The organism is Castellaniella sp. (assembly GCF_041677825.1).
GTDB lineage: Bacteria > Pseudomonadota > Gammaproteobacteria > Burkholderiales > Burkholderiaceae_B > Castellaniella.
In genome coordinates this window covers 20,658-43,908 of the sequence record NZ_JBAYPG010000017.1, presented here as the reverse complement: position 1 = coordinate 43,908, position 23,251 = coordinate 20,658, and the positions used below count along the sequence as shown (strand labels likewise).

Annotated in this window: 17 protein-coding genes and 1 tRNA gene; 9 read left to right on the top strand and 9 right to left on the bottom strand. The window is 64.6% G+C overall.

Annotation, left to right across the window (positions count from 1 at the left end):
- Window positions 1-68: 68 nt before the first annotated feature.
- The 3 genes from rsmA to WCY17_RS08565 are packed head-to-tail and all read right to left on the bottom strand — an operon-like array spanning window position 69 to window position 4,723.
- Window positions 69-875: a 16S rRNA (adenine(1518)-N(6)/adenine(1519)-N(6))-dimethyltransferase RsmA gene (gene rsmA / locus WCY17_RS08575; RefSeq protein ID WP_372701764.1), complete on the bottom strand. Its 807-nt coding sequence runs from the start codon at window positions 873-875 to the stop codon at window positions 69-71.
- Window positions 876-878: 3 nt separating this feature from the next.
- A complete protein-coding gene (locus WCY17_RS08570; RefSeq protein ID WP_372701763.1) occupies window positions 879-2,384 on the bottom strand; it encodes a peptidylprolyl isomerase in 1,506 nt (501 codons plus the stop codon).
- On the bottom strand, window positions 2,381-4,723 hold the full coding sequence (locus WCY17_RS08565; protein ID WP_372701762.1) for an LPS-assembly protein LptD: 2,343 nt from the start codon (window positions 4,721-4,723) through the stop codon (window positions 2,381-2,383). The genes WCY17_RS08570 and WCY17_RS08565 overlap by 4 nt, the downstream gene beginning before the upstream one ends.
- A 178-nt stretch (window positions 4,724-4,901) precedes the next feature.
- Here WCY17_RS08565 and WCY17_RS08560 point away from each other — a divergent pair, with 178 nt between their 5' ends.
- The 3 genes from WCY17_RS08560 to WCY17_RS08550 are packed head-to-tail and all read left to right on the top strand — an operon-like array spanning window position 4,902 to window position 7,535.
- Window positions 4,902-5,954 carry an aminoglycoside phosphotransferase family protein gene (locus WCY17_RS08560; RefSeq protein WP_372701761.1) on the top strand — a complete coding sequence of 351 codons (1,053 nt, stop codon included), beginning with the start codon at window positions 4,902-4,904 and terminating at the stop codon, window positions 5,952-5,954.
- The gene (gene murU, locus WCY17_RS08555) at window positions 5,954-6,763 is read left to right on the top strand and encodes an N-acetylmuramate alpha-1-phosphate uridylyltransferase MurU (RefSeq protein WP_372701760.1); all 810 of its coding nucleotides are present in this window, start codon (window positions 5,954-5,956) and stop codon (window positions 6,761-6,763) included. The genes WCY17_RS08560 and murU overlap by 1 nt, the downstream gene beginning before the upstream one ends.
- A 52-nt stretch (window positions 6,764-6,815) precedes the next feature.
- Complete coding sequence (locus WCY17_RS08550) at window positions 6,816-7,535, top strand: hypothetical protein (protein WP_372701759.1); 720 nt, start codon at window positions 6,816-6,818, stop codon at window positions 7,533-7,535.
- A gap of 118 nt (window positions 7,536-7,653) precedes the next feature.
- On the opposite strand, the gene WCY17_RS08545 is transcribed toward WCY17_RS08550, so the two are convergent.
- Window positions 7,654-8,865 carry a M20 aminoacylase family protein gene (locus tag WCY17_RS08545; RefSeq protein ID WP_372701758.1) on the bottom strand — a complete coding sequence of 404 codons (1,212 nt, stop codon included), beginning with the start codon at window positions 8,863-8,865 and terminating at the stop codon, window positions 7,654-7,656.
- A gap of 349 nt (window positions 8,866-9,214) precedes the next feature.
- On the opposite strand from WCY17_RS08545, the gene mnmD reads away from it, so the two are divergent.
- Both mnmD and WCY17_RS08535 read left to right on the top strand, forming a co-directional pair.
- Complete coding sequence (gene mnmD / locus WCY17_RS08540; protein ID WP_372701757.1) at window positions 9,215-11,071, top strand: tRNA (5-methylaminomethyl-2-thiouridine)(34)-methyltransferase MnmD; 1,857 nt, start codon at window positions 9,215-9,217, stop codon at window positions 11,069-11,071.
- A 69-nt stretch (window positions 11,072-11,140) separates the two neighbouring features.
- Window positions 11,141-13,348: a glycoside hydrolase family 31 protein gene (locus WCY17_RS08535; RefSeq protein WP_372701756.1), complete on the top strand. Its 2,208-nt coding sequence runs from the start codon at window positions 11,141-11,143 to the stop codon at window positions 13,346-13,348.
- Window positions 13,349-13,388: 40 nt separating this feature from the next.
- Here the strand turns inward: WCY17_RS08535 and WCY17_RS08530 are convergent, their stop codons facing one another.
- Entirely contained in the window at window positions 13,389-14,210 is an 822-nt protein-coding gene (locus tag WCY17_RS08530) for a metallophosphoesterase (RefSeq protein ID WP_372701755.1), read from the bottom strand.
- Between the two features lie 72 nt (window positions 14,211-14,282).
- On the opposite strand from WCY17_RS08530, the gene WCY17_RS08525 reads away from it, so the two are divergent.
- The 3 genes from WCY17_RS08525 to mgtE all read left to right on the top strand — a co-directional run bounded on the left by WCY17_RS08525 (window position 14,283) and on the right by mgtE (window position 16,438).
- Window positions 14,283-14,358, top strand: a tRNA-Lys gene (locus WCY17_RS08525).
- 185 nt (window positions 14,359-14,543) lie between these two features.
- A complete protein-coding gene (locus WCY17_RS08520) occupies window positions 14,544-14,945 on the top strand; it encodes an acyl-CoA thioesterase (protein WP_372701754.1) in 402 nt (133 codons plus the stop codon).
- Window positions 14,946-14,950: 5 nt separating this feature from the next.
- Window positions 14,951-16,438, top strand: a complete 1,488-nt coding sequence (gene mgtE, locus WCY17_RS08515) for a magnesium transporter (protein WP_372701753.1) — start codon at window positions 14,951-14,953, stop codon at window positions 16,436-16,438.
- Between the two features lie 129 nt (window positions 16,439-16,567).
- On the opposite strand, the gene secA is transcribed toward mgtE, so the two are convergent.
- Both secA and WCY17_RS08505 read right to left on the bottom strand, forming a co-directional pair.
- A complete protein-coding gene (gene secA / locus WCY17_RS08510) occupies window positions 16,568-19,327 on the bottom strand; it encodes a preprotein translocase subunit SecA (protein ID WP_372701752.1) in 2,760 nt (919 codons plus the stop codon).
- Between the two features lie 94 nt (window positions 19,328-19,421).
- Window positions 19,422-20,426, bottom strand: coding sequence for a M23 family metallopeptidase (locus WCY17_RS08505; protein WP_372701751.1), 1,005 nt, complete (start codon window positions 20,424-20,426; stop codon window positions 19,422-19,424).
- A 12-nt stretch (window positions 20,427-20,438) separates the two neighbouring features.
- Here WCY17_RS08505 and WCY17_RS08500 point away from each other — a divergent pair, with 12 nt between their 5' ends.
- Window positions 20,439-20,906, top strand: a complete 468-nt coding sequence (locus tag WCY17_RS08500; RefSeq protein WP_372701750.1) for a DciA family protein — start codon at window positions 20,439-20,441, stop codon at window positions 20,904-20,906.
- Between the two features lie 19 nt (window positions 20,907-20,925).
- Here WCY17_RS08500 and lpxC read toward each other — a convergent pair whose 3' ends face one another.
- A complete protein-coding gene (lpxC, locus tag WCY17_RS08495) occupies window positions 20,926-21,849 on the bottom strand; it encodes a UDP-3-O-acyl-N-acetylglucosamine deacetylase (RefSeq protein ID WP_372701789.1) in 924 nt (307 codons plus the stop codon).
- Between the two features lie 207 nt (window positions 21,850-22,056).
- Window positions 22,057-23,226: a cell division protein FtsZ gene (ftsZ, locus tag WCY17_RS08490; RefSeq protein WP_372701749.1), complete on the bottom strand. Its 1,170-nt coding sequence runs from the start codon at window positions 23,224-23,226 to the stop codon at window positions 22,057-22,059.
- Window positions 23,227-23,251 lie beyond the last annotated feature (25 nt).

Sequence of the window (23,251 nt, the reverse complement as noted above, 5' to 3'; positions counted from 1 at the left end):
TGACGGCCCGTCATGGGCCCGCGGTTCCGGCCAGCGCGATGCGTGCGCAGCCAGGGTACGCAGCGCGCTCAGGGCCGTATGGACACCCCTGCGGCTGCCAGCGCATCGGCGAGATCCAGGAACTGGCCGATCGACAGCTCTTGCGGGCGGGCCGTGGGCTGTACGCCCAGCGCCTGCCAGTCGAGCAGCCGCGCCCAATCGCCCAGGCTGCCCCTGAGCATTTTCCTGCGCTGCTCGAACACCCTGGCCAGCAAGACCTCGAACAGGGGTTCACTGAGCGCCTGCCGTTGCGCGGACAAGGCCAATGGGCGCATCCGCACCACCGATGACATCACCCGCGGCGGTGGATCAAACGCATCCGGCGGCACATCAAACAACGAGGTGAGCCGATAGCTGCGCTGCAGCTGGATCGAGAGACGCCCATACGCACTGCTGCCGGGCTTCGCCACCATGCGCTCGACGACTTCCCGCTGCAGCATGAAATGCTGATCCTGTACCAGGCCAGCGAAGGCGCGTAGATGAAACAGCAGCGGAGTGGAAATGTTGTAGGGCAGGTTGCCGACGATGCGCAAGGCACCTGCACCCGTATCGGCGGCCAGCTGCCCGAAGTCGACGGACAGCGCATCCGCACAGCGGACCCGCAGGCGGGATTCGGGCCATTGCGCCTGCAGGCGGACCGCCAGATCGCGATCGAGCTCGATGACCGTCAGTTGCCTGACCCGCTGCAGCAGGGGCGCTGTCAGGGCGGCCATGCCGGGCCCGATCTCGACCAGAACGTCGTCGGGCTGCGGATCGATGGCACGCACCATGGCATCGACCACCGACAGGTCTGCCAGAAAATGCTGGCCAAAGCGCTTGCGGGCCCGTTGCGCCATCGATCAGTCTTCTGGGTGACGCCGCTTTTCCAGGCGGTTATCGATGTACGCCTGACTGCGCAACTGATCGATCCAGTCTTCGTAGGCCGGCCCGATGCGACGCTGCAGTAATTCATCGCGAGCCTGCATGCGACGATACTCGCCTTCCATGTCCTTGCTCTGGCGCTTGACCACCTGGATCAGGTGCCAGCCAAACGGGGACCGTACCGGCTCACTGACTTCGCCCTCTTTCAGGGCATCCATGGCCTGCTCGAAGCCTGGCGCGGCCTCGCCGGGGTTGAGCCAGCCCAGGTCGCCCCCCTGAGGGGCCGAGGCGTCCTCGGAATAGCGCTTGGCGAGTTCTTCGAATGATTCACCGTGTTCGATTCTGGTACGCAAGCCTTCGAGCGTCTGGCGTGCCATGTCATCGGTGACCACCTGGGACGTTTTGAGAAGAATGTGGCGCGCATGCGTCTGGGTGACCATGACGGGCCCGGGCGCAGCGACCGGCGGTGGGGTCGGCTTCGGCGGCGGTGCCTTGCGCGCCTGCTTCGGTAGTGCGGGTGGCTCGGCCCAGCCGCGCTGCAGCACTTTGAGGATGTGGAAGCCGCGGCCACTTTGAATCACCCCGCTGACCCCGCCGGGCGGAATATTGGCGATGGTCTTCGCGAACAGATCGGGCCAGTCTTTCAGCGGCCGAACCCCCATGTTGCCACCATCCAGGGCCTGGGGGCCATCCGAAGAGGCGGCCGCCACACCAGCGAAGTCCGCACCCCCACGAACCTTCTTGAGCAGGGCCTCGATCTGCTTGCGCTTTTCATCCACCGTTTCCTGGGAGGCATAATCGGGCACCTCGACCAGAATCTGGGCGACCTCGAAAAGCTCGGGACCACTGGGTTTGGGCGGGGGCGCCGGGCTGGGTTCTGGCTCGGGTTCGGGTTCGGCCTGCGGCAGACGCAGCGGCATATCGCCATGTGTCTGCAGGAAGGCGTCGACGTCCCGGTCGCTGATGAAAATGTGCTCCTGGACGAAGCGCTGGCGCAGCATGTCGTCCTGAATCTGGTTGCTCAGTTCTCTACGATAATTGTCCCAGGACATGCCCGTGGCCTGAACCTCCTGGCGCAGGCGTTCGGGCGTGATGCGATTGCGCTGTGCCACCGACTGAACGGCCTGGTCGATCTGGGCCTCGGTGACCCGCAGCCCGGCACGCTTGGCTTCCTGGTCGAGCAGCACCGCATTGATCATCTGCTGCAGCACCTGGCGCCGCAGCGCCTCGGGGGGCGGTACCGGAATGCCCTGCATGTGCATCTGTTGCTGAACCTGCCGGGCCTTGGCATCCAGTTGGGCCAGCGTGATGACTTGCCGATCGACCACGGCCACGATGCCATCGACAAACTGCTCGGCTGCGGGCTGTGCAGGCTGCTTGCCGGCCACCTTGCCGTTTGCCGCCCAGGCCGTTGCAGGCGCCACCCCCAGCAGGGCAAGCACCAGCGGCATGACACAGGCGATTCGATACAGTGGGGACATCAATCGTACCTCTCGAACTGGGATTTTTCGGGGATGACCGGGGTGGTGGACTGGTACCCCGTAATGCGATCGGACAGCAGCGACATGGGATCGGTGCCCAGGGAGCCCAGACCGCTGAGTTCGAGTTGCAGGAACAGCGACGTGTTGGCGTCTTCGGCCGACACGGCATAGCGCTGCACCACTGCACGGGCTGCCCAGCCCCCATCGCCGCGATATTCGATCCCCGCAATCGACTGCACGTTGCGCTTCTCGACGAGCGAATAATCATAGCGGCCCACCGCATGCCAGCGCGAAGAAAATGGCCATTGCGCGGTCAGGCTGACCTGCTCGCGGGCGCGCTGATCCGCCGAGGGCGGCATGAGGCTGTAGGGCTCGGAGTACACGCTGGGATCGCGCTCGTACCGATAGGACAGGGACACCGACGCCAGCCGCTTGGGCGTCCAGCGTATGCCCGCGCTGAGCCGGTTGCCCTTGAAGGTCTTTTGCCCGAACTGGCCATCGAAGTTGATCGAGAAACGATCGGTCAGTGCAGCCGCAGCACCGACCAGAAAATCGGATTCATCGGCTGTGCGAGGCGTTTGCCCTGGAAGCACGACCTCTTGGTCGGCAAAATAGAAGCGCTGGGCAGCCGACAGCGACAGGCGCTCGACCCCCGTGTCGGCATCCATCCAGCGGGTGGTCAGGCCCGCCGTGAGCTGATTGGCGTTGCTGATGCGGTCCCAGCCGCCACTGTAGATGTTCTCGTCGAAGGCCTGCATGAAATTGAAGGTCGCCACGCTGGTATCGTATACGGGCAGGTCATCCTGGTTGCGGTATGGTACATAAAGATAATACAGGCGGGGCTCGAGTGTCTGGATGGCCGCATTGCCGAACAGCGAGGCATCGCGCTCGAATGTCAGGCCGGCGTCTACCGAGGCGATCGGCAGAACGCGGGTCTGGCTGCGCGGGCGGCCGGCGTACTGGACCATGCTCGGAGAACCTTCGAACCAGTCGGTATCATACTGGCTGACATGCAGCCCCAGCTTCGGCGTGACATACACCCCGGGTTCGACAAACGGGCGCGACACCGAGGTGTACGAGATCATGCGCGTGCCATTGGGCATGATGCGCCGGCCGCTCTGGGATGGAAAGGCGCTGCCCCTGTAGACAGGCGCCACGAAGCGCGTGATCTCGTTCTGCGAGACCACGTCGAAACCGTTCCAGTTGTAGTGCTGGGCGGTGAAATTCAGCCTGGGCAAGAGGTCGTACGGCGGTGCCAGGAATGTCCCGGTGACATCCTGCAGGGTCTGGTAGCGGTAGTATTCGAGATAGGCCGAAAAATACCGATCATCGGACCAGGTCAGCAGCGCCCGGCTGGGCAGGTGGGTAATGGCCGCGTCGGACAGGGTGAACGAAGAGTAATCCCGGAAATAATCGTCATCCGACACCTTGCGGGCATCAAGATAGGCATTGAAGCCCGACCCCAGAGACTGTTCGTGCTGTACCGAGTACATCCAGCGGTGTTCCTGCAGCACCCGGTCTTTTGGATTGAAGGTGCCAAATGCCTGGGTGTACGAGCCGGGCCCCAGATGACGCAGTTCGAGCCCCATGAGCAGGCCTCTTTTGCTCATGTAGCGTGGGTACAGCGTGGCATCATAGTTGGGCGCCAGATTCAGGTAGTACGGGGTGGTGATTTCCATGCCCGCATTGCTCGAGGTGCCGTAATAGGGCAGCAGGAAGCCGCTCTTGCGTTCCTGGCGCAACGGAAACGACAGATACGGTGAATACAACAGCGGCACGCCCTTGAAGTACAACACGCCATTGCGTGCCACGCCTTCGTTGTCTGCCATGTACAGGTCGACCTTGCTGGATTCGATCCACCATGCGGGATCTGGCCCGTCGAAGTTGCTGTAGCGCATGTCGGTCAGCCGCATGTGATCGCGGCTGAAGATTTCGGCCTGTTCTGCCCGGCCGCGGCCTGCCGTGGCGCCCAGCCAGAAACGGGGCGCTTCGATCTCGCCCTGATCCGTCTTGATGTTGTAGCGCAGGTGCGGCCCGCGCACGATATGACCATCGCGCATGAGCAGCCCGTTGCCATGCACATCGACCTGCCCGCTCGCCTGGTCATGCGTGATGCGGTCTCCCTTGACGACGGCATCGAGCCGACGGACCTGCGCATCGCCCTGCAGCAGGACCTGCCCCTGGGCATCGCGCGTGACCTGATCGCCCATCAGGAACGCCGGCAAGGCCTCTTCGGACACCGCCGGGTGCAGGCGCAGGCTGCCCACCATGCGCATGGCATCGGCATCGTTCGAATGCTCGGTGGTCTGGGCACCAGGCCCTGCGGCCCAGACGGACGTCACGAGGCACAGACACAGCAGCGCGGGACGGACAATGGAAGGCAACAAGGCAAGGAGTCCGGGAAATGAAAAAATGGCCTGGCTTGACTGCACACCCAAAGCAGGCAACGACCCAGTATTATAGAGAAGCCTGACCCGCCTCGGGCAGTTTCCTGTTTCCAGGCCCCATTGTATGCCCGACATGACCGCTTCAGCCCCCCCCGATTCTCGCCTCGAACTGCTTCTGGATTGGCTCGCCATGCTGCCCGACACCCTGGGCCTCGTCGTCGACAGCCTCGCGCCCGTCTCGGGCGACGCCAGCTTCAGGCGCTATTTCCGCGTTCTCGGGCAAAATGACACCCCCTTCATCATCATGGATGCGCCGCCCCCGCACGAGGACTGCAGCGCCTTCATCGCGATGGGCCGCCTGCTCGCACACGGCGGGCTGCGGGTACCCGAGGTGCTGGCGCAGGCACCGGCCCACGGCTTTCTGCTGCTGACCGATCTGGGCCCGCAGAACCTCCAGCACGGTCTCGAAGCCGGCCTTTTCGGCCCGGTCGACCTGCAGCGGCACTATCGTGCCGCGCTGCGTGCCCTGGTCCGCCTCCAGCAGTGCTCCGCAAGCCACCTGCCTGCGCTGGATGCCAGCCGCCTGCTCGATGAACTCGGTGTTTTCACGCACTGGTACTTGAAGGTCCACCTGGGTTTTCAGCCCGATGCCCATGTCCGATCCACGCTCCAGCAGGCCTTCGCCCTGCTGGCCCGGCGTGCCGCAGCGCAACCGCAGGTGCTGGTACACCGCGACTACCACTCGCCCAACCTGATCCCGGCGCCCGCGGGCACCGTCGATGATGCCCCCGGCATCATCGACTTCCAGGATGGGCTGCGGGGGCCCATCACCTATGACATCGCCTCGCTGGCACTGGATGCCCGCTGGACCTGGGATGAGCCTGCACAACTCGACTGGGCCATCCGCTATTGGGAATACGCACGTACCGCAGGCCTGCCGGTCGACCCCGATTTCGCGCGCTTCCATATCGAATACGAATGGATGAGCCTGCAGCGCAACCTGCGCATTCTCGGTGTCTTTGCCCGCCTGTCGCATCGCGACCAGAAGCACGGCTACCTGGTGCACCTGCCGCGTGTGCTCACTTATGTGCGGCAGGTGGCTGCACGATACCCCCAATTCCATCCACTGCTGCGCGTGCTCGATGCGGTCGGGCAGCAGCCGCAGACCCAGGGGTACTCGTTCTGATGCAGGCGATGATCCTGGCCGCAGGACGCGGGCTGCGCATGCGCCCGCTCACCGACCAGTTGCCCAAGCCGCTGCTCGAGGTCGCGGGTCGATCATTGATCGAATGGCGCATACAGGCACTGGCGCAGGCCGGCCTGACCGACATCGTCATCAACCACGCCTGGCTGGGCAGGCAGATCGAGGCCGCGCTGGGCGATGGCCAACGCTGGGGTGTGCGGCTGCAGTATTCTGCCGAGCCACTTGCCCTCGAGACGGCTGGCGGCATCGCACAGGCCCTGCCATTCTTCAAGGGGCAGCCCTTCCTGGTCATGAACGGCGACATCTGGACCGACTGGGATCCCGCCCGGGCCCTGCAGGTCGCAAACAGCATGCCGCTCGAGACCCTGGCGCATCTCGTCATGGTGCCCAACCCGACACACCATCCAGAAGGGGATTTCATCCTGCAGCCAGACGGCCGCCTGAGCCTGAACCCGGGGCCGGCACCGGCGCGAACCTACGCCGGCCTGGGGGTGTTTCGCCCTGAACTGTTCGCCCTGCTCGAGCCGGGCCAGCCGGCGCCATTGGCCCCCCTGTTGCGCCAGGGCATCGACGCGGGGCGCATCAGCGGTGAATTGCACCCTGGCAGGTGGGTGGACGTCGGCACCCCCGAACGCCTGGCCTGGCTCGATGCCCACCTGCAGGCACACGGACCCGGCCCCGTCTCGACCCGAATCACACAAGGCACCCGACAGAAGGCACCAGGCAGCGGCACAAAAGACACCGGTACGCCCAAGCAGGATGCAGAACCCCACCCAAACCGTTTATCCTAGGGAACTTGTATGGCAGTCTGAAGCCGGTTCACCGATTTACAGGAATTAAACCATGTCGTTTGGCCCGAAACGCCCCACCTTCAAACCCACCCCATACGGCTACACACGGCGCAGCCGCGGGATCCCGCGCTGGCTGCTGTTGCTCATCACTGGCATTGTGCTGGGCGCCGGTGCGGTCGTCTTCCTGCAACGCAGCTATGGTCCGCAACGCCTGACGGTCGAGCAATCCGAAGCACTGCGGCTCGATCTGAACACGACGCACCTGGAAAACCAGCGGCTGACGGCCGACGCCAAGAAAATCAACGAGGAAATCACCCAGGCGCGCCAGGATCAGCAGACCCAGTCGGCCCGTGCCGACCAGATGAGCCAGCAGATGGCTGACATGCAGGCCAGCGTGTCCAGCCTGATTTCGGCCATCCCACCCGACCCGCGCGGTGGCACCCCGGGAATCCGCGGGGCGAACATGGTACTGCAGGACGGCGAACTGCACTACGAGGCCCTGTTGATCCAGGATGCCCCCGAAGGCGGAGCCGAAGCACCGATATTCAGGGGCGAAGCCAAATTTGTGGCGACCGGTGCCTGGAGCAATGGCAATACGGGTTACGTCGACCTGGCGGTGATGCCCTTCGAAATGGGCCTGTTCACCACCCTGTCGGGCACGGCCGAGCTGCCCAAGGGCTATCGGATCCGTCAAGTGACCGTACAGATCACGCCGGAGGGCAGCGACAAGATCAGTTCGACCCGTACCCTGAAGGTGGCCGTGGCGCGCTGAATCACAGGCTGGCAGATGCAGCGTCCAGGGTATTGGCCCTATCCGCCGGCTACGCGGCGCGACCCGCCATGCCAGCCAGAACCGCCACCAGGAACGGGGGCTTGCGCACCACGCGTGATCAGCCCGCCGAGGGTCGGCCCTGCAGGGCGTGCCGGGCCAGTTTCACCCAGTACGCGGCCCCCAGGGGGATGAGGGCATCATTGAAATCGTAGCTGGTATTGTGCAGTGTGCAGGGCCCGCTGCCGTGCCCGGGCAGCCGGTGGCCGCCCTCGCCATTGCCGATCCAGACATAGCAGCCCGGGCGCTCTTGAAGCATGTACGCGAAATCTTCGGCGCCCATCGATGGCCGCACCTGCGTATCGAGCCGGTCTGCGCCCACCAGTTCATCCAGAACCCGCGCGCACAGCGCCGTTTCGGCACGGTGATTGATGGTGACCGGATATTCGCGGCGAAACTCGAAATCGGCCGTACAGCCCAGCGCGACTGGCAATTGCAATGCGATGTCGCGCATGCGCGATTCGATCAGATCGAGCGCCGCCGTCGACAGCGTACGCACCGTACCACGCATGCTTGCCGTATCGGGGATCACGTTGTCGGCCGATCCGGCATGGATCTGGGTGACACTGATGACTGCCGATTCGAGTGGATCGAGATTGCGCGTCAGGATGCCCTGGAAGGCCTGCACGAGCTGGGCGGCAACCACCACCGGATCCACCCCCAGATGCGGCATGGCACCATGCCCGCCGCGCCCCTGCACGGTGATCCCGAAGCTGTTGCTCGAGGCCATGATGGCCCCTTCGGTCAGGCCGAAATGACCCACGGGCAGGCCCGGCCAATTGTGCATGCCAAAGACCGCGTCCATTGGAAAGCGCTCGAACAGGCCGTCATCGATCATCTTCCTGGCCCCCCCGCCCCCTTCTTCAGCCGGCTGGAAGATCACGTGGACGGTGCCCTCGAAATCACGGGCTTCGGCCAGATGGCGCGCAGCCGCCAGCAGCATGGCCATATGGCCGTCGTGGCCGCAGGCATGCATGGCCCCGGGGTGGCGGCTGGCGTGCGCGAACGTGTTGGCCTCGGTCATGGGCAGGGCATCCATGTCGGCCCGCAAGCCAATGGCCGGCCCCGGCGCTGACCCGGAAATCGTGCCGACCAGACCCGTGCCCCCCAGGCCACGAACGACCTGGATGCCCCAGGATGCCAACAGCGCCGCCACCCGGTCAGCGGTTCGATGCTCCTGGAACGCCGTCTCCGGGTGCGCATGGATGTCTCTGCGAATCTCGGTGAATTCGGGCAGCCAGCGCTGCAGGGTGTCAGTCAGGTGAGTGTTCATGGCAGGACTCGATCGGATCATGAAAGAACGCTGTCCGCCAGGGGCCAGCAGCGTGTGAAACCCCTGGCGGGCTGCAGGTGTTGTACAGCAGGCTTTCGATGCCCCGGGAGGCAGGCATGCCCCCATGAGGCGTGAACCCGCAGGACAGGCCTGTAACAGGATAGGCCTGTAAAATGGCCGCTGCAGGTCGCACGTGTGCGGCGACTGCATTCAGACCACCCATGACCACGAAATCCGTATACTCCATGCGATCCACCCCGAAGCCCCGGCAGCCGGGGCGACTGTCGGACACCTGCCCCGGACGATCATTGTACGTGCAGACCGGGCCGCTGCACATCAGGATGCCATCGTGGCCCTGCCCAGCGAAGTTCTGACGCCAGCGCGCTGGCAGGCAGATGCGCGCGGCATTCCATACCATCCGCAATACGGTGATATCTATCATGGTGTCGCAGGGGCCCTGCCACAGGCGCAGCATGTGTTCCTGCAGGGCAATCACCTGCCCGGACGCTGGCGCGGGCGCAAGCGGTTCACGATCGGCGAAACTGGCTTTGGCCTGGGGCACAATTTCCTGGCCAGCTGGCAGGCCTGGCACAATGACCCCGAGCGCTGCGAGCGACTGCACTACCTCGCTTTCGAGGCGCATCCATTCCACATCGAAGATCTTCGCCGGGCCTGGCGCGGCCTGCCGGCCGGCATGCACGATCAGGTGCAGGCGCTGGCCGCGGCCTGGCCCCCATTGCTGCCGGGCATCCACCAGCTCGAATTCGCACAGGGCCGCGTGACCCTGACGCTGCTGTTCGGGTCGATACGCGTCATGGCCCGCCAGGCGCAGGCCAGTGTGGATGCCTTCTTTCTCGATGGCTTCGCACCCCGCACCAACCCCGAGATGTGGCGTCCCGAACTCTTCGCCCAACTGCGCCGACTGGCCGCCGAGGAGGCCACGGTGGCCACCTGGTGCGCAGCCGGACAGGTTCGGCGCGACCTGCAGGATGCGGGATTCCTGGTCAGCCGGCAAGCGGGGTTTGCAGGCAAGCGCGAAATGACCGTTGCCCGCCTGCGCCCGGGGCTCGGGCGTAGCGCAGACCCGACCGGGCCACAGTCGATCGCCGTGGTGGGTGCCGGCCTGGCGGGGTCGGCGATCGCACACGCGCTTGCCCGGCAGGGTCACGACGTGCGCGTATGGGACGCCGGTGCACGCCGCGCAATCCGGGATCCAGGCCCGCCATCTGGGGCCGCCCTCATCCCTGCACTCAGTCCGGACGATGACACGCGCTCGCGTCTGAGCCGCAACGGTCTCGCCCATGCGCACCGCCACTGGATGCACCTTGCGCCACCGGCCCGGCCACTCGCCTGCGGTGCCCTGGTCTGTGCGGGCTCTCCCGCACAGGCGCGGCGCCAGCAAGCCGCTCTGGCCCGGCTGCAATTTCCGGCGTCCTGGGTACGCTGGCTGACACCCCCTGCCGCCAGCCTGCAGGCCGGCATTGCGCTGCCCCTGGGTGGCCTCTGGTTCCCGCAGGCGCTGCGTGTGGATCCGCCAGCATTGATCCACGCCCTGCTTCAGCAGCACGCAATCGAGTATCATGAGGCATGGATAGCCCGTCTGGCCATGGCCTCGGCCGGCGGCTGGTCGCTGCTGGGCCGTGCGGGCCAGGTTCTGGATCAGGCCGATCAGGTCGTGCTGGCCAATGCCATCGACGCGCCGCGCATGCTGGCGGGCAGCACCACCATGGCATCCTGGCCCGTGCTGCAGAACCTGAAACCACTGGCGGGGCAAATCAGCCTGTATCCCGCAGGGGCCTCGAACCTGCCGAACTGCATCGTGGCGGGTCAGGGTTATGTCCTGCCGCCGCTGGGTGGCTGGGCTGTGGCGGGCAGCACCTACCGGCCGCATGCGGCGCGGGCACAGGCCGACCAGGCGGGCCACGACGACATCCGCGGCCAGTTGGCGCAATGGCTGGCGCCTGGTGCCCTTCCCTGGTTGAGCCACCCAGCGCCGCAAGCCTGGGCGGGGTGGCGCGCCGCCACCCGGGATCACCTGCCCGTGATCGGCGCAACACCCGGCCTGCCGGGGTTATGGCTGGCCTGCGGCTATGGTTCGCGCGCCCTGAGCTGGGCGGCGCTCGCGGGCAACTGGATGGCAGCCAGGCTCGAAGGGGCACCCGAACCCATCGAGCGCGAACTGCTGCAACGCGTCCGTGTACGCTGACGATTTTATTTTATGGCACAAATCCGTCAGAATAACGGTTTTCACTCGACCTTGTGCCAAGGAGCCATAGTGTCTCCCACCACTGATCTGGCGGACCTGATCTTTGAGACCGAAGCGCCTTTTGATGTCGCGCCGGTCCTGCTGACGTCATCCTGCATCGAATGGGCCCTGCGGGCCGATACCTGGTGCCTGCGCATCCAGGCGCATGCACCCGGGGTATTCCGGCTGCGCTGCGGCCCACGGCACTGGCTGGATCCAGCCAAGCCAGGCGCCACTGCACAGCGTCAGTCCGACATGCTGCTGGTTCGCCACGAGGCGGTCGGTGAAATGCAGGCACAGGAACAGCGCCCCGGCCTGTGGCATCTCACCCAGGGCGCTGCCTGCCTCGAAATCAGCAGCGCGCCCATAGCCCTGCGCCTGCTCGTTGCGGGCGAACCCGTCGCCCAGGTCCGCCTGGGTGTACAGGGCGCCACTGCGGGCCAGGATCGATCACAATGGACACTTGAATGGGCCCTGCAAGAAGGCGAGCCTCTGTGCGGCCTGGGCGAAACCACACATGCACTGAACCGCTGCGGCGCGCACCTGCATTCCGATCGGGCACAAGACCGCGCCCTGCCACTGGCCTGGAGCCCCAGGGGCTGGGGCATGCACTGCAGCACACTGCAGGGCGTCGAACACGACCTCCGGGCTGCGGGCCAATACAGGGTATGCACCTCGGACACCGGCCTGGACCTCTTTCTGTACGTGGGCGAACCCGCCGAAATCCTCAACCAATATACCGCCCTCACTGGCCGCGCAGGGCAGCCCAGCCTCTGGCCCATGGGTGTCTGGCTCGATCAGGCATCCGGTCAGTCGGTGCAGCACAGCCTGGAACAGGTCCGTTCACTGCGCGCCCAGGGCCTGGCGCTCGACGCACTCTTGCTGGCGGATCCAGCCATCGTGGGTTTTCAGGCCGACAAGCCGGTATTCGAATGGTCTGCCCGCATCCCCGACTGGCGTGCTCTGGTCGAGGCGGCCGATGCGCTCGATCTGCATCTCGCAGGGACATGCTTTCCGGGGGTTCTTCAAGGCACCGCGCTCTTCGACGAGTTCGAAGACCATGGCTGGCTGCTGCCCGACGATCAGGGCAATGCCTGGATCTGCCCGGGTACCGATGCCTCGGGGGGCCGCCCTTTCGGGGTGCTCGACCTGACCCACAAGGATGTGGCCCGCCTGTGGATCGAACGCCATCAACAGGCCGAACAGGATGGCCTGCGAGCCCCGGCCTGCGAGGCCCGTTTCGACTTCCCAGACAGCGTCGAGGCCCGCAGCCGTGAATCCGGTGCCCTCTTGCGCACGGTCTATCCGCAGCTGGCACGACGCACACTGTTCGATGCCGTGCCGGGCACCCGAACGCCCCAGGAAGGCATCATCCTCAGCCGCGATCTCTTCCCCGGCGTGCAGCGCTTTGCCTGGCAACTGGGCCCCCAGGTCGAAAACTCGTGGCAAGGCTATGCCGACAGCCTGCGCGCCGCCCTGGCCACCGGCAACAGTGGCGTCGCCGTGCAGACCCATAGGCTGGGCAACGCCACTGGCCCGACCGCCGGCATGTCGGCCGAACTGTATCTGCGCTGGCTGGCCATGTGCGTGTTTTCGGCCAATTTCAGCTTCCAGGGCCATCCGGATCTGATGCCGGATGCGTTCGACGACGACACCCGGGCGCTGGTCCGGCACTGGCTGCAGTGGCGCTACCGCCTGCTGCCCTACGTGGCCGGTATCGTGGATGATGCCGTGCGCACTGGCTTGCCCGTACAGCGCTCGATGGTGCAGTCCTACCCGCACGACCCCGAAGCGCATGTCCACGATACGCAATACCTGCTCGGCCCCGCGTTGCTGGTCGCCCCGGTCATGCAGCCGGGCACCCGGGCCGAAATCTACCTGCCCAAGGGGGATGCCTGGTGGGATCTGTCCACCGGCTGGCGCTATGAGGGCGGCACACGCTGGAGCCTGGACTGCGGCCCCGACAGCCTGCCCGTCTTCGGCCGTGAAGGCCACATGCTCTGCCTGGGCCCGACCCTCCAGCACACCGGAGAGATCAACTCGGCGCGTATCCTCGAAGAGGTCTGGATGTTCGGGATGCCCGAACACAATCCCGTGGTCATGCGCAACAAGATCCGCGTCATGCAGATGCAGGGCTCGAGCTATATCAAGGGGCTGGAAGGCCTGCGCATCCTGCCCTCGGAGGGGCTCGAGGTGAAGCGCCGCGGCGCCGAGGTCCGGATCTCCAGGGCCCGCTGAGCCAGAACCTGCTGAGCCAGGGCCCGCTGCCCGCCCGGGCTCAGCGTCGGGCGACCTCGGAACCCGGCTGGTCGAGCAGCCCCGCAAGCGGCAGTTCGAGGCACAGGCCAGCATCGAAGTGGGTGTTTTCATCCACCCCCTTGATGCAGTATCCACGCGGATTGCACAGCACACGGGTGCCGAACGCATGGTAATCGAAGCTGTCGTGGGTATGGCCGTGCACCCAGAGATCGGCGCGCCCCAGCAGGCCGGAGCAATCGGACACGAAGCCGGCGCTGAGCAGCGACTCGGCAAACCGCGGGTGCACACTGCGCATGCTGGGCGCGTGGTGGGTGATGACCACCGTAGGCCCGTCATGCGGGAGATCCAGCTGGGCGTCGAGCCACGCATGCTGCTCGGCAAACAGGGCTGCCGCATCGCGAGGGCTGAACATGCTGCCATCGGCATTGCGAATGACCTTGAAATCACGCATGAGTTCGGCAGCCTTCTGCATGGCCGAATCCTGGAGCTCGACACCATACAGCCGGAAGTCGGTCCAGAGGGTGGCACCCAGGAAGCGCACACCTTCAAAGACGACGGCCTGCTGATCGAGCAGGCGGATGCCATGCGCCTGGGCCGCGCGCGACAGGTCTGCCCGTACACCCGGAATACTGCCACCGTAGAATTCATGGTTGCCGGGCACATACAGGACCGGGCGCGGAATCTGGCTGGCCCACTGCATGGCCGCCTCGGGCCGGGCCACGTCGCCCGCCAGTATGGTGACGTCTGCAGCCACGTCGGGCAGGGCAAGGTTCTGCATGCTCAGGTGCAGATCGGACAGAATATGCAGACGCAAGGATGAACGACCGTGATGTACCGACATGAAACGCCCCAACCGAATGATGTTGAATATTGACTACGAACCGAAACAATGTCATTATGCACGGCTTGCGTTGGGTCGTTAGCTCAGCCGGTAGAGCACCGGACTTTTAATCCGTTGGTCGCGCGTTCGAATCGCGCACGACCCACCAACCGCCTGCTTTCTGCATGCCAGACACCAGCCCTCACACTCGGGGGCCTGTTTTATTGTGCGGCCACATTCAGCCCGAAGATATCCGTGTTTCTGCCGATAGCCATCGGCACGGACAGGTAAAATGCAGGGCTCCACCGCCAGCGAGACCTGCCTGGCCGAATGTCATGCAACCTGGAACCTGTCATGTCCAATCCTGTCTCACTACCCGACTATCCAGCTGTCCTGCGTGTAATGCCCATGCCGGCCGATGCCAACATCCATGGCGATGTGTTCGGTGGCTGGATCATGTCACAGGCCGACATTGCCGGATCGATTCCAGCCACCCGGCGCGCCGCTGGCCGGATAGCCACCGTGGCCGTGAATGCCTTTTCATTCCAGCAGCCTGTCTTCGTGGGCGACCTGCTCAGTTTCTATGCGGTCATCACCCACACCGGACGCACCTCGATCACCGTGCAGGTCGAGGTCTATGCCGAACGCCAGCGCATGGAAACCGAAGTGGTCAAGGTGACCGAAGCCACGCTGATCTACGTGGCCACCGATGACGAGCGTCGCAGCCGTCCCCTGCCGGACATGCCCGGAGCCTGAGCCCCATGGCCGATCAGCCCATCATCCCGGACACCCCTGTCCCGGTCGTCATCCCACGCCGCCTCGACCCTGAAGACGCCCAGCTGGCCCTGCAGGAACTGCAGGCCATCCTGAAGCGCCAGGAAGTCGTCGACGCACTGGCGCAGCGGCAGCACGACACCGAAGATGAAGATGGCTCCAACCTGCTCGAAGGCATGCTGCAGCGCCAGCACGAAGACGAGATCGGCCAGATCATCAATGCCCTGCATCCTGCCGACATTGCCTTCATCCTCGAATCGCTGCCCGTGCAGCAGCGACAGGCGGTCTGGCAGCTGGTCCATCAAGAGCACGACGCCGATGTGCTCCTCGAGGTCGAAGACTGGGTTCGCGAATCGCTCATCGAGTCCATGGACCACGATGACCTGCTCGCCGCCACGGGCGAGATGGACGCCGATGAAATCGCCGATCTGGCACCCGATCTGCCGCCGGGCGTCATTGCCGAAGTCCAGAAGGGCCTGACGGAAGCCGAGCGCGCGCAGCTGATCGCGGCCATGGGCTATCCCGAAGACACCGTCGGGGCCATCATGGACTACGACATGGTGCGGGTCCGTGAAGATGTCACGCTCGAGGTCGTGCTGCGCTATCTGCGCCGCCTCCAGGAACTGCCCGACCACACCGACCAGATCTTCGTGGTCGACCGCAGCGACCAGCTGCGCGGCACGCTGTCGCTGTCGCGCCTGCTGCTCAGCGAACCCGACACCCTGGTCAGCTCGGTCATGGAACCGGATGTCCTGAGCCTGAATCCACTCGATTCCGACGCCGATGCAGCCGGTGCCTTCGAGCGCTATGACCTCGTTTCCGCGCCGGTGGTGGATGAGCAGGGTCGGCTGATCGGCCGTCTGACCATCGACGAAGTCGTCGACGTGCTGCAGGAAGACTCACAGGAGCAAGAACTGTCGCGTGCCGGCCTGCAGGAAGAAGACATCTTTGCACCCGTGCTGTCGGCCCTGCGCAACCGGGCCCCCTGGCTGCTGATCAATCTGTGCACCGCCTCGATTGCCTCGCTGGTGGCCTCACGCTTCGAGGACACGGTCAGCCACATCGTCATTCTGGCGTTCCTGATGTCCATCGTGGCCGGCATTGGCGGGAATTCCGGCAACCAGACCATGACCATGATCATACGCGCCATGGCCACCGGGCGCGTGACCGGGTCCAATATCTGGACACTGGTCAAGCGCGAACTGCAGGTGACATTCCTGGTCGGCAGTTGTGGCAGCCTGGTTGCGGCCACCTTCGCCTGGGTGATTTCCGATTCTTACGCCGTCGCCGGGGTCATGATGGCCGCGATGGTGGGCAACATGCTGATCGGCGCAGCGCTGGGCGTACTGATCCCCCTGCTGCGCGACCGTTTCGGCAAGGACCCGGCCATGGGCTCATCGGTGCTGCTCACGTTTGCCACCGACTCGCTGGGGTTCTTCCTGTTCCTTGGGCTGGCCACGATATTCTTGCTGTAGCCCCGCACGGTTCTTGCTGCAGCCCCACACGGCCACGACTTCACGAAACCCTGGCGTGTCACGAAGCCCTGATATCGTCTCCCGCCGTAAGACCGGCGGATCCCTGTGGCGCGCAGGCGCGCCCCGGGCTCAGGCCAGCCGTCCGTGGCAATGCTTGTATTTCTTGCCGCTGCCACAGGGGCAGGGTTCATTGCGCCCGACCCTGGGCACGGCCCCCGGCGGTACGGCGGCCCGCTGCCCGGCGACCGGCGACTCTTCTTCAGGCAGGCCCAGATCATCGCCGCGCAGGGCTGCGTCGTAGTCGGCATGATGGTAGCGCACATTCTCGAGCGCCGGGCTCGCGGGCTCTTCGACCTCGACCTGCTCGCGTGACTGGATCCGGACCGTCATGAGCACGCGCACGGTCTCGTTGCGAATCCGGTCGAGCAGGTCGGAAAACAGTGCGAACGCTTCTCGCTTGTAGGCCTGCTTGGGATCCTGCTGGGCGTAGCCGCGCAGATGGATGCCCTGGCGCAGGTGATCCAGGGTGGCCAGGTGGGCGCGCCAGTTGGTATCGATGGACTGCAGCAGCACCGAGCGCTCGAATGGGCGCCAGGCGTCTTCACCGACCAATGCCACTTTTTCATCGTACAGCCGGCGAATCTCGGCCAGCACCCGTTCGAGCAGGTCGTCATCGGTGAGATCCGGCTCCTTCTCGAGCATCTCGGCCAACGGCATGACGACGGACCAGTCGGCTTCGAGAGTAGCCTGCAGCGTGGGCACGTCCCACTGCTCTTCCATGGTTTCCTCGGGCAGGTACTGACGGAATATGGAGGTGATCTCGGCATCGCGCAGGCTGGCAATGGTATCGGCCACCGATGTGGACTCGAGCACTTCGTTGCGCTGGGAGTACAGCACCTTGCGCTGGTCGTTGGCGACGTCGTCGTATTCGAGCAGTTGCTTGCGGATGTCGAAGTTGCGCGCCTCGACCTTGCGCTGCGCCGATTCGATGGAGCGCGAGACCATGCGGGCCTCGATGGGTTCACCTTCGGGCAACTTGAGCCGTTCCATGATGGCCCGCACGCGGTCGCCGGCAAAAATGCGCATCAGGGAATCATCCAGCGACAGATAGAAGCGGGAAGAACCCGGGTCGCCCTGGCGCCCTGCCCGCCCCCGCAACTGATTGTCGATGCGGCGCGACTCGTGGCGTTCGGTGCCGATGATGCGCAAGCCCCCTGCCTTCTTGACTGCTTCGTTGGCGGGTGCCCACTCGCGCCGTATCGTCTCGATGCGGGTCTGCCTTTCTTCGGGTGACAGCGTTTCATCGGCGCGCACCAGGGCGATCTGCTTTTCGACGCTGCCACCCAGGACGATGTCCGTACCCCGACCCGCCATGTTGGTGGCGATGGTGATGTGACCGGGCTTGCCGGCCTCGGCCACGATCTCGGCCTCTCGGGCATGCTGCTTGGCGTTGAGGACCTCGTGGGGCAGACCATCCCGGGTGAGGGCCGCGGAGAGACGTTCGGAGTTTTCTATGCTGGTCGTGCCCACCAGCACCGGCTGGCCCCGCTTGTGGCAATCGATGATGTCGGCGAGGATGGCCTGGTATTTCTCGGCATCGGTCTTGAATACCTGATCATTCTGATCATCACGGACCATGGGCCGGTTGGTCGGAATGATCACGGTCTCGAGGCCGTAGATTTCCTGGAATTCATAGGCTTCCGTATCGGCCGTGCCCGTCATGCCGGCCAGCTTGTCATACATGCGGAAATAGTTCTGGAACGTGATCGACGCCAGCGTCTGGTTTTCGTTCTGGATCCGCACGCCTTCCTTGGCCTCGACCGCCTGGTGCAGCCCATCGGACCAGCGCCGGCCCGCCATGAGCCGGCCGGTGAACTCATCGACGATGACCACCTCGTCGTTCTGCACCACATATTGCTGGTCGCGATGGAACAGGTTGTGTGCACGCAGCGCGACCAGCAGGTGATGGATGAGCGTGATATGGCGAGGATCGTACAGCGATTCGCCGGCAGGCAGGATGCCCTGGCTGGTCATGACCTGCTCGGCCCTGACCTGCCCGGCCTCGGACAAATGGACCTGCTGCGCCTTTTCGTCGACCCAGAAATCGCCCTCGGGCTCGGGTTCGTGGGGCTTGGGTTCTTCAGCCATGCGAGCCAGCAGCGGCGGGATCGCATTCATGCGGACATACAATTCGGTATTGTCTTCGGCCTGGCCCGAAATGATCAGTGGCGTACGTGCCTCGTCGATCAGGATCGAGTCGACCTCGTCGACGATGGCATATGCCAGACTGCGCTGGCGCCGATCTTCGACGCGGTATTCCATGTTGTCGCGCAGATAATCGAAGCCGTATTCATTGTTGGTGCCGTAGGTGATGTCAGCCCGGTAGGCTGCGCGTTTTTCTTCGTTGTCCTGCTGGGGCACCACCACGCCCACGCTCAGGCCCAGAAAACCATAGAGTTGCCCCATCCATTCGGCATCCCGTCGCGCCAGATAGTCATTCACCGTCACCACATGTACGCCGCGCCCGGCAAGGGCATTGAGGTATACCGGCAGCGTGGCCATCAGGGTCTTGCCCTCACCTGTGCGCATTTCGGCGATCTTGCCATTGTGCAGCGCAATGCCACCCAGCAGCTGGACATCGAAATGCCGCATGCCGAACACCCGCTGGCTGGCTTCTCGAACCACTGCAAAGGCTTCCGGCAGCAGGGCATTCAGGGACTTTCCTTCTGCCAGCTGCGCACGGAACTGTTCTGTCCTGGCTTTCAGTTCGTGATCGGACAGGCCCTGCATTGCAGGCTCGTGCGCATTGATTTGCACAACCAGCCGACGATACTGTTTGAGCAGACGATCATTGCGGCTACCCAGGATTTTCTTGAACAGAGAGACCATGACGTTGGATGACTGCGAGCCCGCAGGCTCGGGTTTGCAAAAGGGGGCTGTGAAAGTGGCTATGAAAAACGCGATCACAGGTAAACGATGCAGTTTAACGCAGTGAGCCATCCGTCGCAGATGGCAACGCACCCTGAGAGGCGCCAGGCGCTGCGCGCGCCAGGGTCACCGGCGTGCGGTCCTGCAGGAACAGGCCCGGATCGAGCGGGTAGTCGGCCATACGCACTTCGAAATGCAGATGCGGGCCCGTGGACCGCCCGCTGCTGCCCACTGCAGCAATTTCCTGCCCCTGCTGGACGATATCGCCCTGCTTCACGCGCAAGCGGGATGCATGCGCGTACCGTGTGCGCAGACCATTGCCATGATCGATCTCCACCATGCGCCCGTAGGCCCCCCAATACCCCGCGCGCACCACGAGCCCGCCCGATGCCGCACGAATCGGCGCCCCATGGGGTGCCTTGAAATCCAGCCCTTCGTGCATGCCCTGCCGCTGGCTGACCGGATTGCGCCGCCAGCCGAACGACGAACTGAGCGCAGGGGCATCCACGGGCGCCATCGTAGGCAGACTGGCCTGAAAGCCGCTTTGCCCGGATACGGCTGCATCGAGCAGGGCATGCGCATCCTCCTGGGCCTCAAGACGGCGGCCTAGACGGTCGAGGCCCTGACCCAGTTGCTGGGCCGGCCCCATGCCTGATTCGAGCGCAATCACATCAGGAGCTGCGGCACCCGGCACGCCAGCGGCCGCCCGGGCGCGATCCGTATCGGTGTCCATCGCACCCGATCCGGTCATCAGGTCATCCAGGCCAACCGCCCGGGCCATGCGTGCGTGGACGGCTTCCATGGCCATCAGCCGCCCCTGCAACTCACCCAGCCTGCCAGCCAGTTCGCCCAGCCCGCCCGCCAGGAAGGCGGCCTGCTCACGCTGGCGCAGGTCTGCCAAATACGCGCGGGCGTCGTCGAGCCCGGGCAAACGATTCGCCTGCCAGCGGGCCCCGGCCCAGGCCGACAGGGCCAGGGCGCCCACCAGCGCCGACAGGCCGATGACTGTTCGTATAATGAAACGGAAATCCTTGCGGCTCATCGTGTCTGCATTGCGCATTCGAGAATCCTCATGTCCAGGCCTGCCCCATCCCGCCGCGCTCGGGCGAGCGCCACCCAGCCCCTGCAATGGCTGGCCCACCACCCGCAAGCGGCCTCGCTGCTGCACGTGGCACGCGAACTGCTGGCCCTGGAAAACGACATGATGCCGGTGCTGCCACGGACGCTGGGCCGGCACGTGCGTGTGGCCAGCCTCGAGGGCGGCATGCTGGCGCTGAGGGCATCGGGCCCGGCACAGGCTGCGCGCCTGCGCCAGATCACCCCCGCCATCGTGCGCCAGCTGCAATCGCGGGAGTGGCCAGTGACGGACATCATGATACGGATCGATGCTTCGATGGGTGCGGGTGTGGCACAAAAGGCCCGACGCGAAACCCGACCCCTCGATGGCCAGGCGCTGGGCCTGTTCGAAGCCCTGCAGGAAAAAGTATCACCAGGGCCCCTGTCAGAGGCTATCGCACGCCTTCTGGCCCACCATCGATGAACCGCGCCCGGCCAGCGCGTCAGGCGAACTGCCAGTCACGCGTGAACGCGGCTGGTGCCGCCTCCTGGCTGGCATAGTGGATGATTTCCCAACTGCCCTGCCGGGCCAGCAAGGCCCGTACAAGCTGGTTGTTCAGGCCATGCCCCGACTTGTTGGCCACATAGCGAGCCACCAGGGGATAGCCGACCAGATAGAGATCGCCGATGGCATCGAGAATCTTGTGCTTGACGAATTCATCGTCATAGCGCAGGCCATCGTGATTGAGGACGCGGTATTCATCCATCACGATGGCGTTATCGAGGCTGCCGCCTCGCGCCAGCCCCATGGAGCGCAGTGCCTCGACCTCGCTTGCAAACCCGAAGGTACGCGCCCGCGCGATGGTCTTCACGTAGGACTCATGGGCAAAATCGATTTCGGCCCGATTGGCCGTGGAATCGATGGCCGGGTGATGGAAATCGATGGCGAATGACAGCGCGAAGCCTTCGTGGGGCTCGAGCCGTGCCCACTTCGCTGCCGACCCTTCGCCCTCGCGCACTTCGATGGGCTCGAGCACACGCAGGAACTGTTTGGGCGCCGCCTGCTCGACCAGACCTGCGCTGCGCAGCAGATAGATGAATGTAGCGGCACTGCCGTCCATGATGGGGACTTCTTCGGCATCCAGATCGACGTGCAGATTATCGACACCCAGGCCTGCCAGTGCCGACATCAGATGCTCTACGGTCGATACACGGACCGCGCCCTGCTGCAGCACCGACGCCAGGCGGGTATCGCCCACGGCATCGGCGCGCGCGGGCAGATCGACCACCTGGGGGAGATCGACACGATGAAATACGATGCCAGTGCCGGGCTGGGCCGGCCGCAGGGTGATCTTGACGCGGTGGCCCGAGTGCAGGCCCACGCCCGTAGTGGAAATCGACTGTTTTATGGTGCGCTGCAGCAGCATACTGGCCTTCATGGGGTTGGCATGCAAGACGATGCCCGCATGACTCGAAACAGGGTATTCTAACTTGAATCGGGGTTTTCCACGAGCGCCGCCACGCCAGTTGCGCCATGCAGGCCTTCAGGGGAGCAGGCCGGCATGTCGCAAAGACAGTCTCTGGCGGATCGGCTGGCGCTTGACGAGGAAACGGCGTCAGTGACCCGAACAGGGTCAATCGGCCTGTTTGCGCAGAAAAGCCGGGATATCGTAGTGATCCACACCCGCCCCTTCGAGCGCGCGGACCTGGGCCGAGGCCTGGGTTATAGAGCGCGGTTTGCGTATCACAGTCGGGGCATCCGTACCGACATAGTTCTGTGTGTGCAGCAACGGCAGATCGTCTGTTCCGGTACGCGAGGCCTCGGCCTGGCTGGATACCAGCTGCGGGCGCGCAGCGCCCAGCCCCGTGGCCACGACGGTCACGCGCAGGTTCTCACCCATCGCCTCATCGTAGGCCGTGCCGAATATCACGGTCGCATCCGCTGCGGCATAGCTGCCGATGGTATCCATGATCTCGCGCGTCTCACGCATCTTCAGGCCATGGCTGGCGGTGATATTGACCAGGATGCCACGCGCGCCGTGCAGGTCCACCCCTTCGAGCAATGGGCAGGCGATGGCCTGTTCGGCAGCCACGCGGGCGCGATCGGTGCCCGAGGCCATCGCCGTGCCCATCATGGCCTGGCCCTGCTCACCCATGATGGTCTTGACGTCTTCGAAGTCGACGTTGACGTTGCCTTCGACGTTGATGATTTCTGCAATGCCGGCGCAGGCATTGTGCAGTACGTCATCGGCGGCCCTGAAGCACTCGTCCTGGGTGGCGTCTTCGTCCATCAGGTCGTACAGGTTCTCGTTGAGCACCACGACGAGCGAATGCACGTTGCGCGAGAGCTCGTGTATGCCCTCTTCGGCCATGCGCATGCGCTTGGTGCCCTCGAACACGAAGGGCTTCGTGACCACACCCACCGTGAGTATGCCGAGTTCCTTGGCGACTTCGGCCACCACGGGGCCCGCGCCAGTACCGGTGCCACCGCCCATCCCGGCCGTAATGAAGACCATGTGGGCACCGTTGAGTGCAGCACGGATCTCTTCGCGGGCTGATTCGGCCGCTGCACGACCCTGGTCGGGCTTGGCCCCGGCGCCCAGGCCCGTATGCCCCAACCGGATCTGTACCGGCGCCTCGCTGGAGGCGAGCGCCTGCGCGTCGGTATTGGCGCAAATGAATTCCACCCCCTGCACCCCGGAGCGGATCATGTGGCCGACGGCGTTGCCGCCAGCCCCGCCGACCCCGACCACCTTGATCACCGTGCCGCTGCGGCTGGTGTCCAGTATCTCAAAATTCATCATGTCGATTTCCTCGTTACAGTGAAAC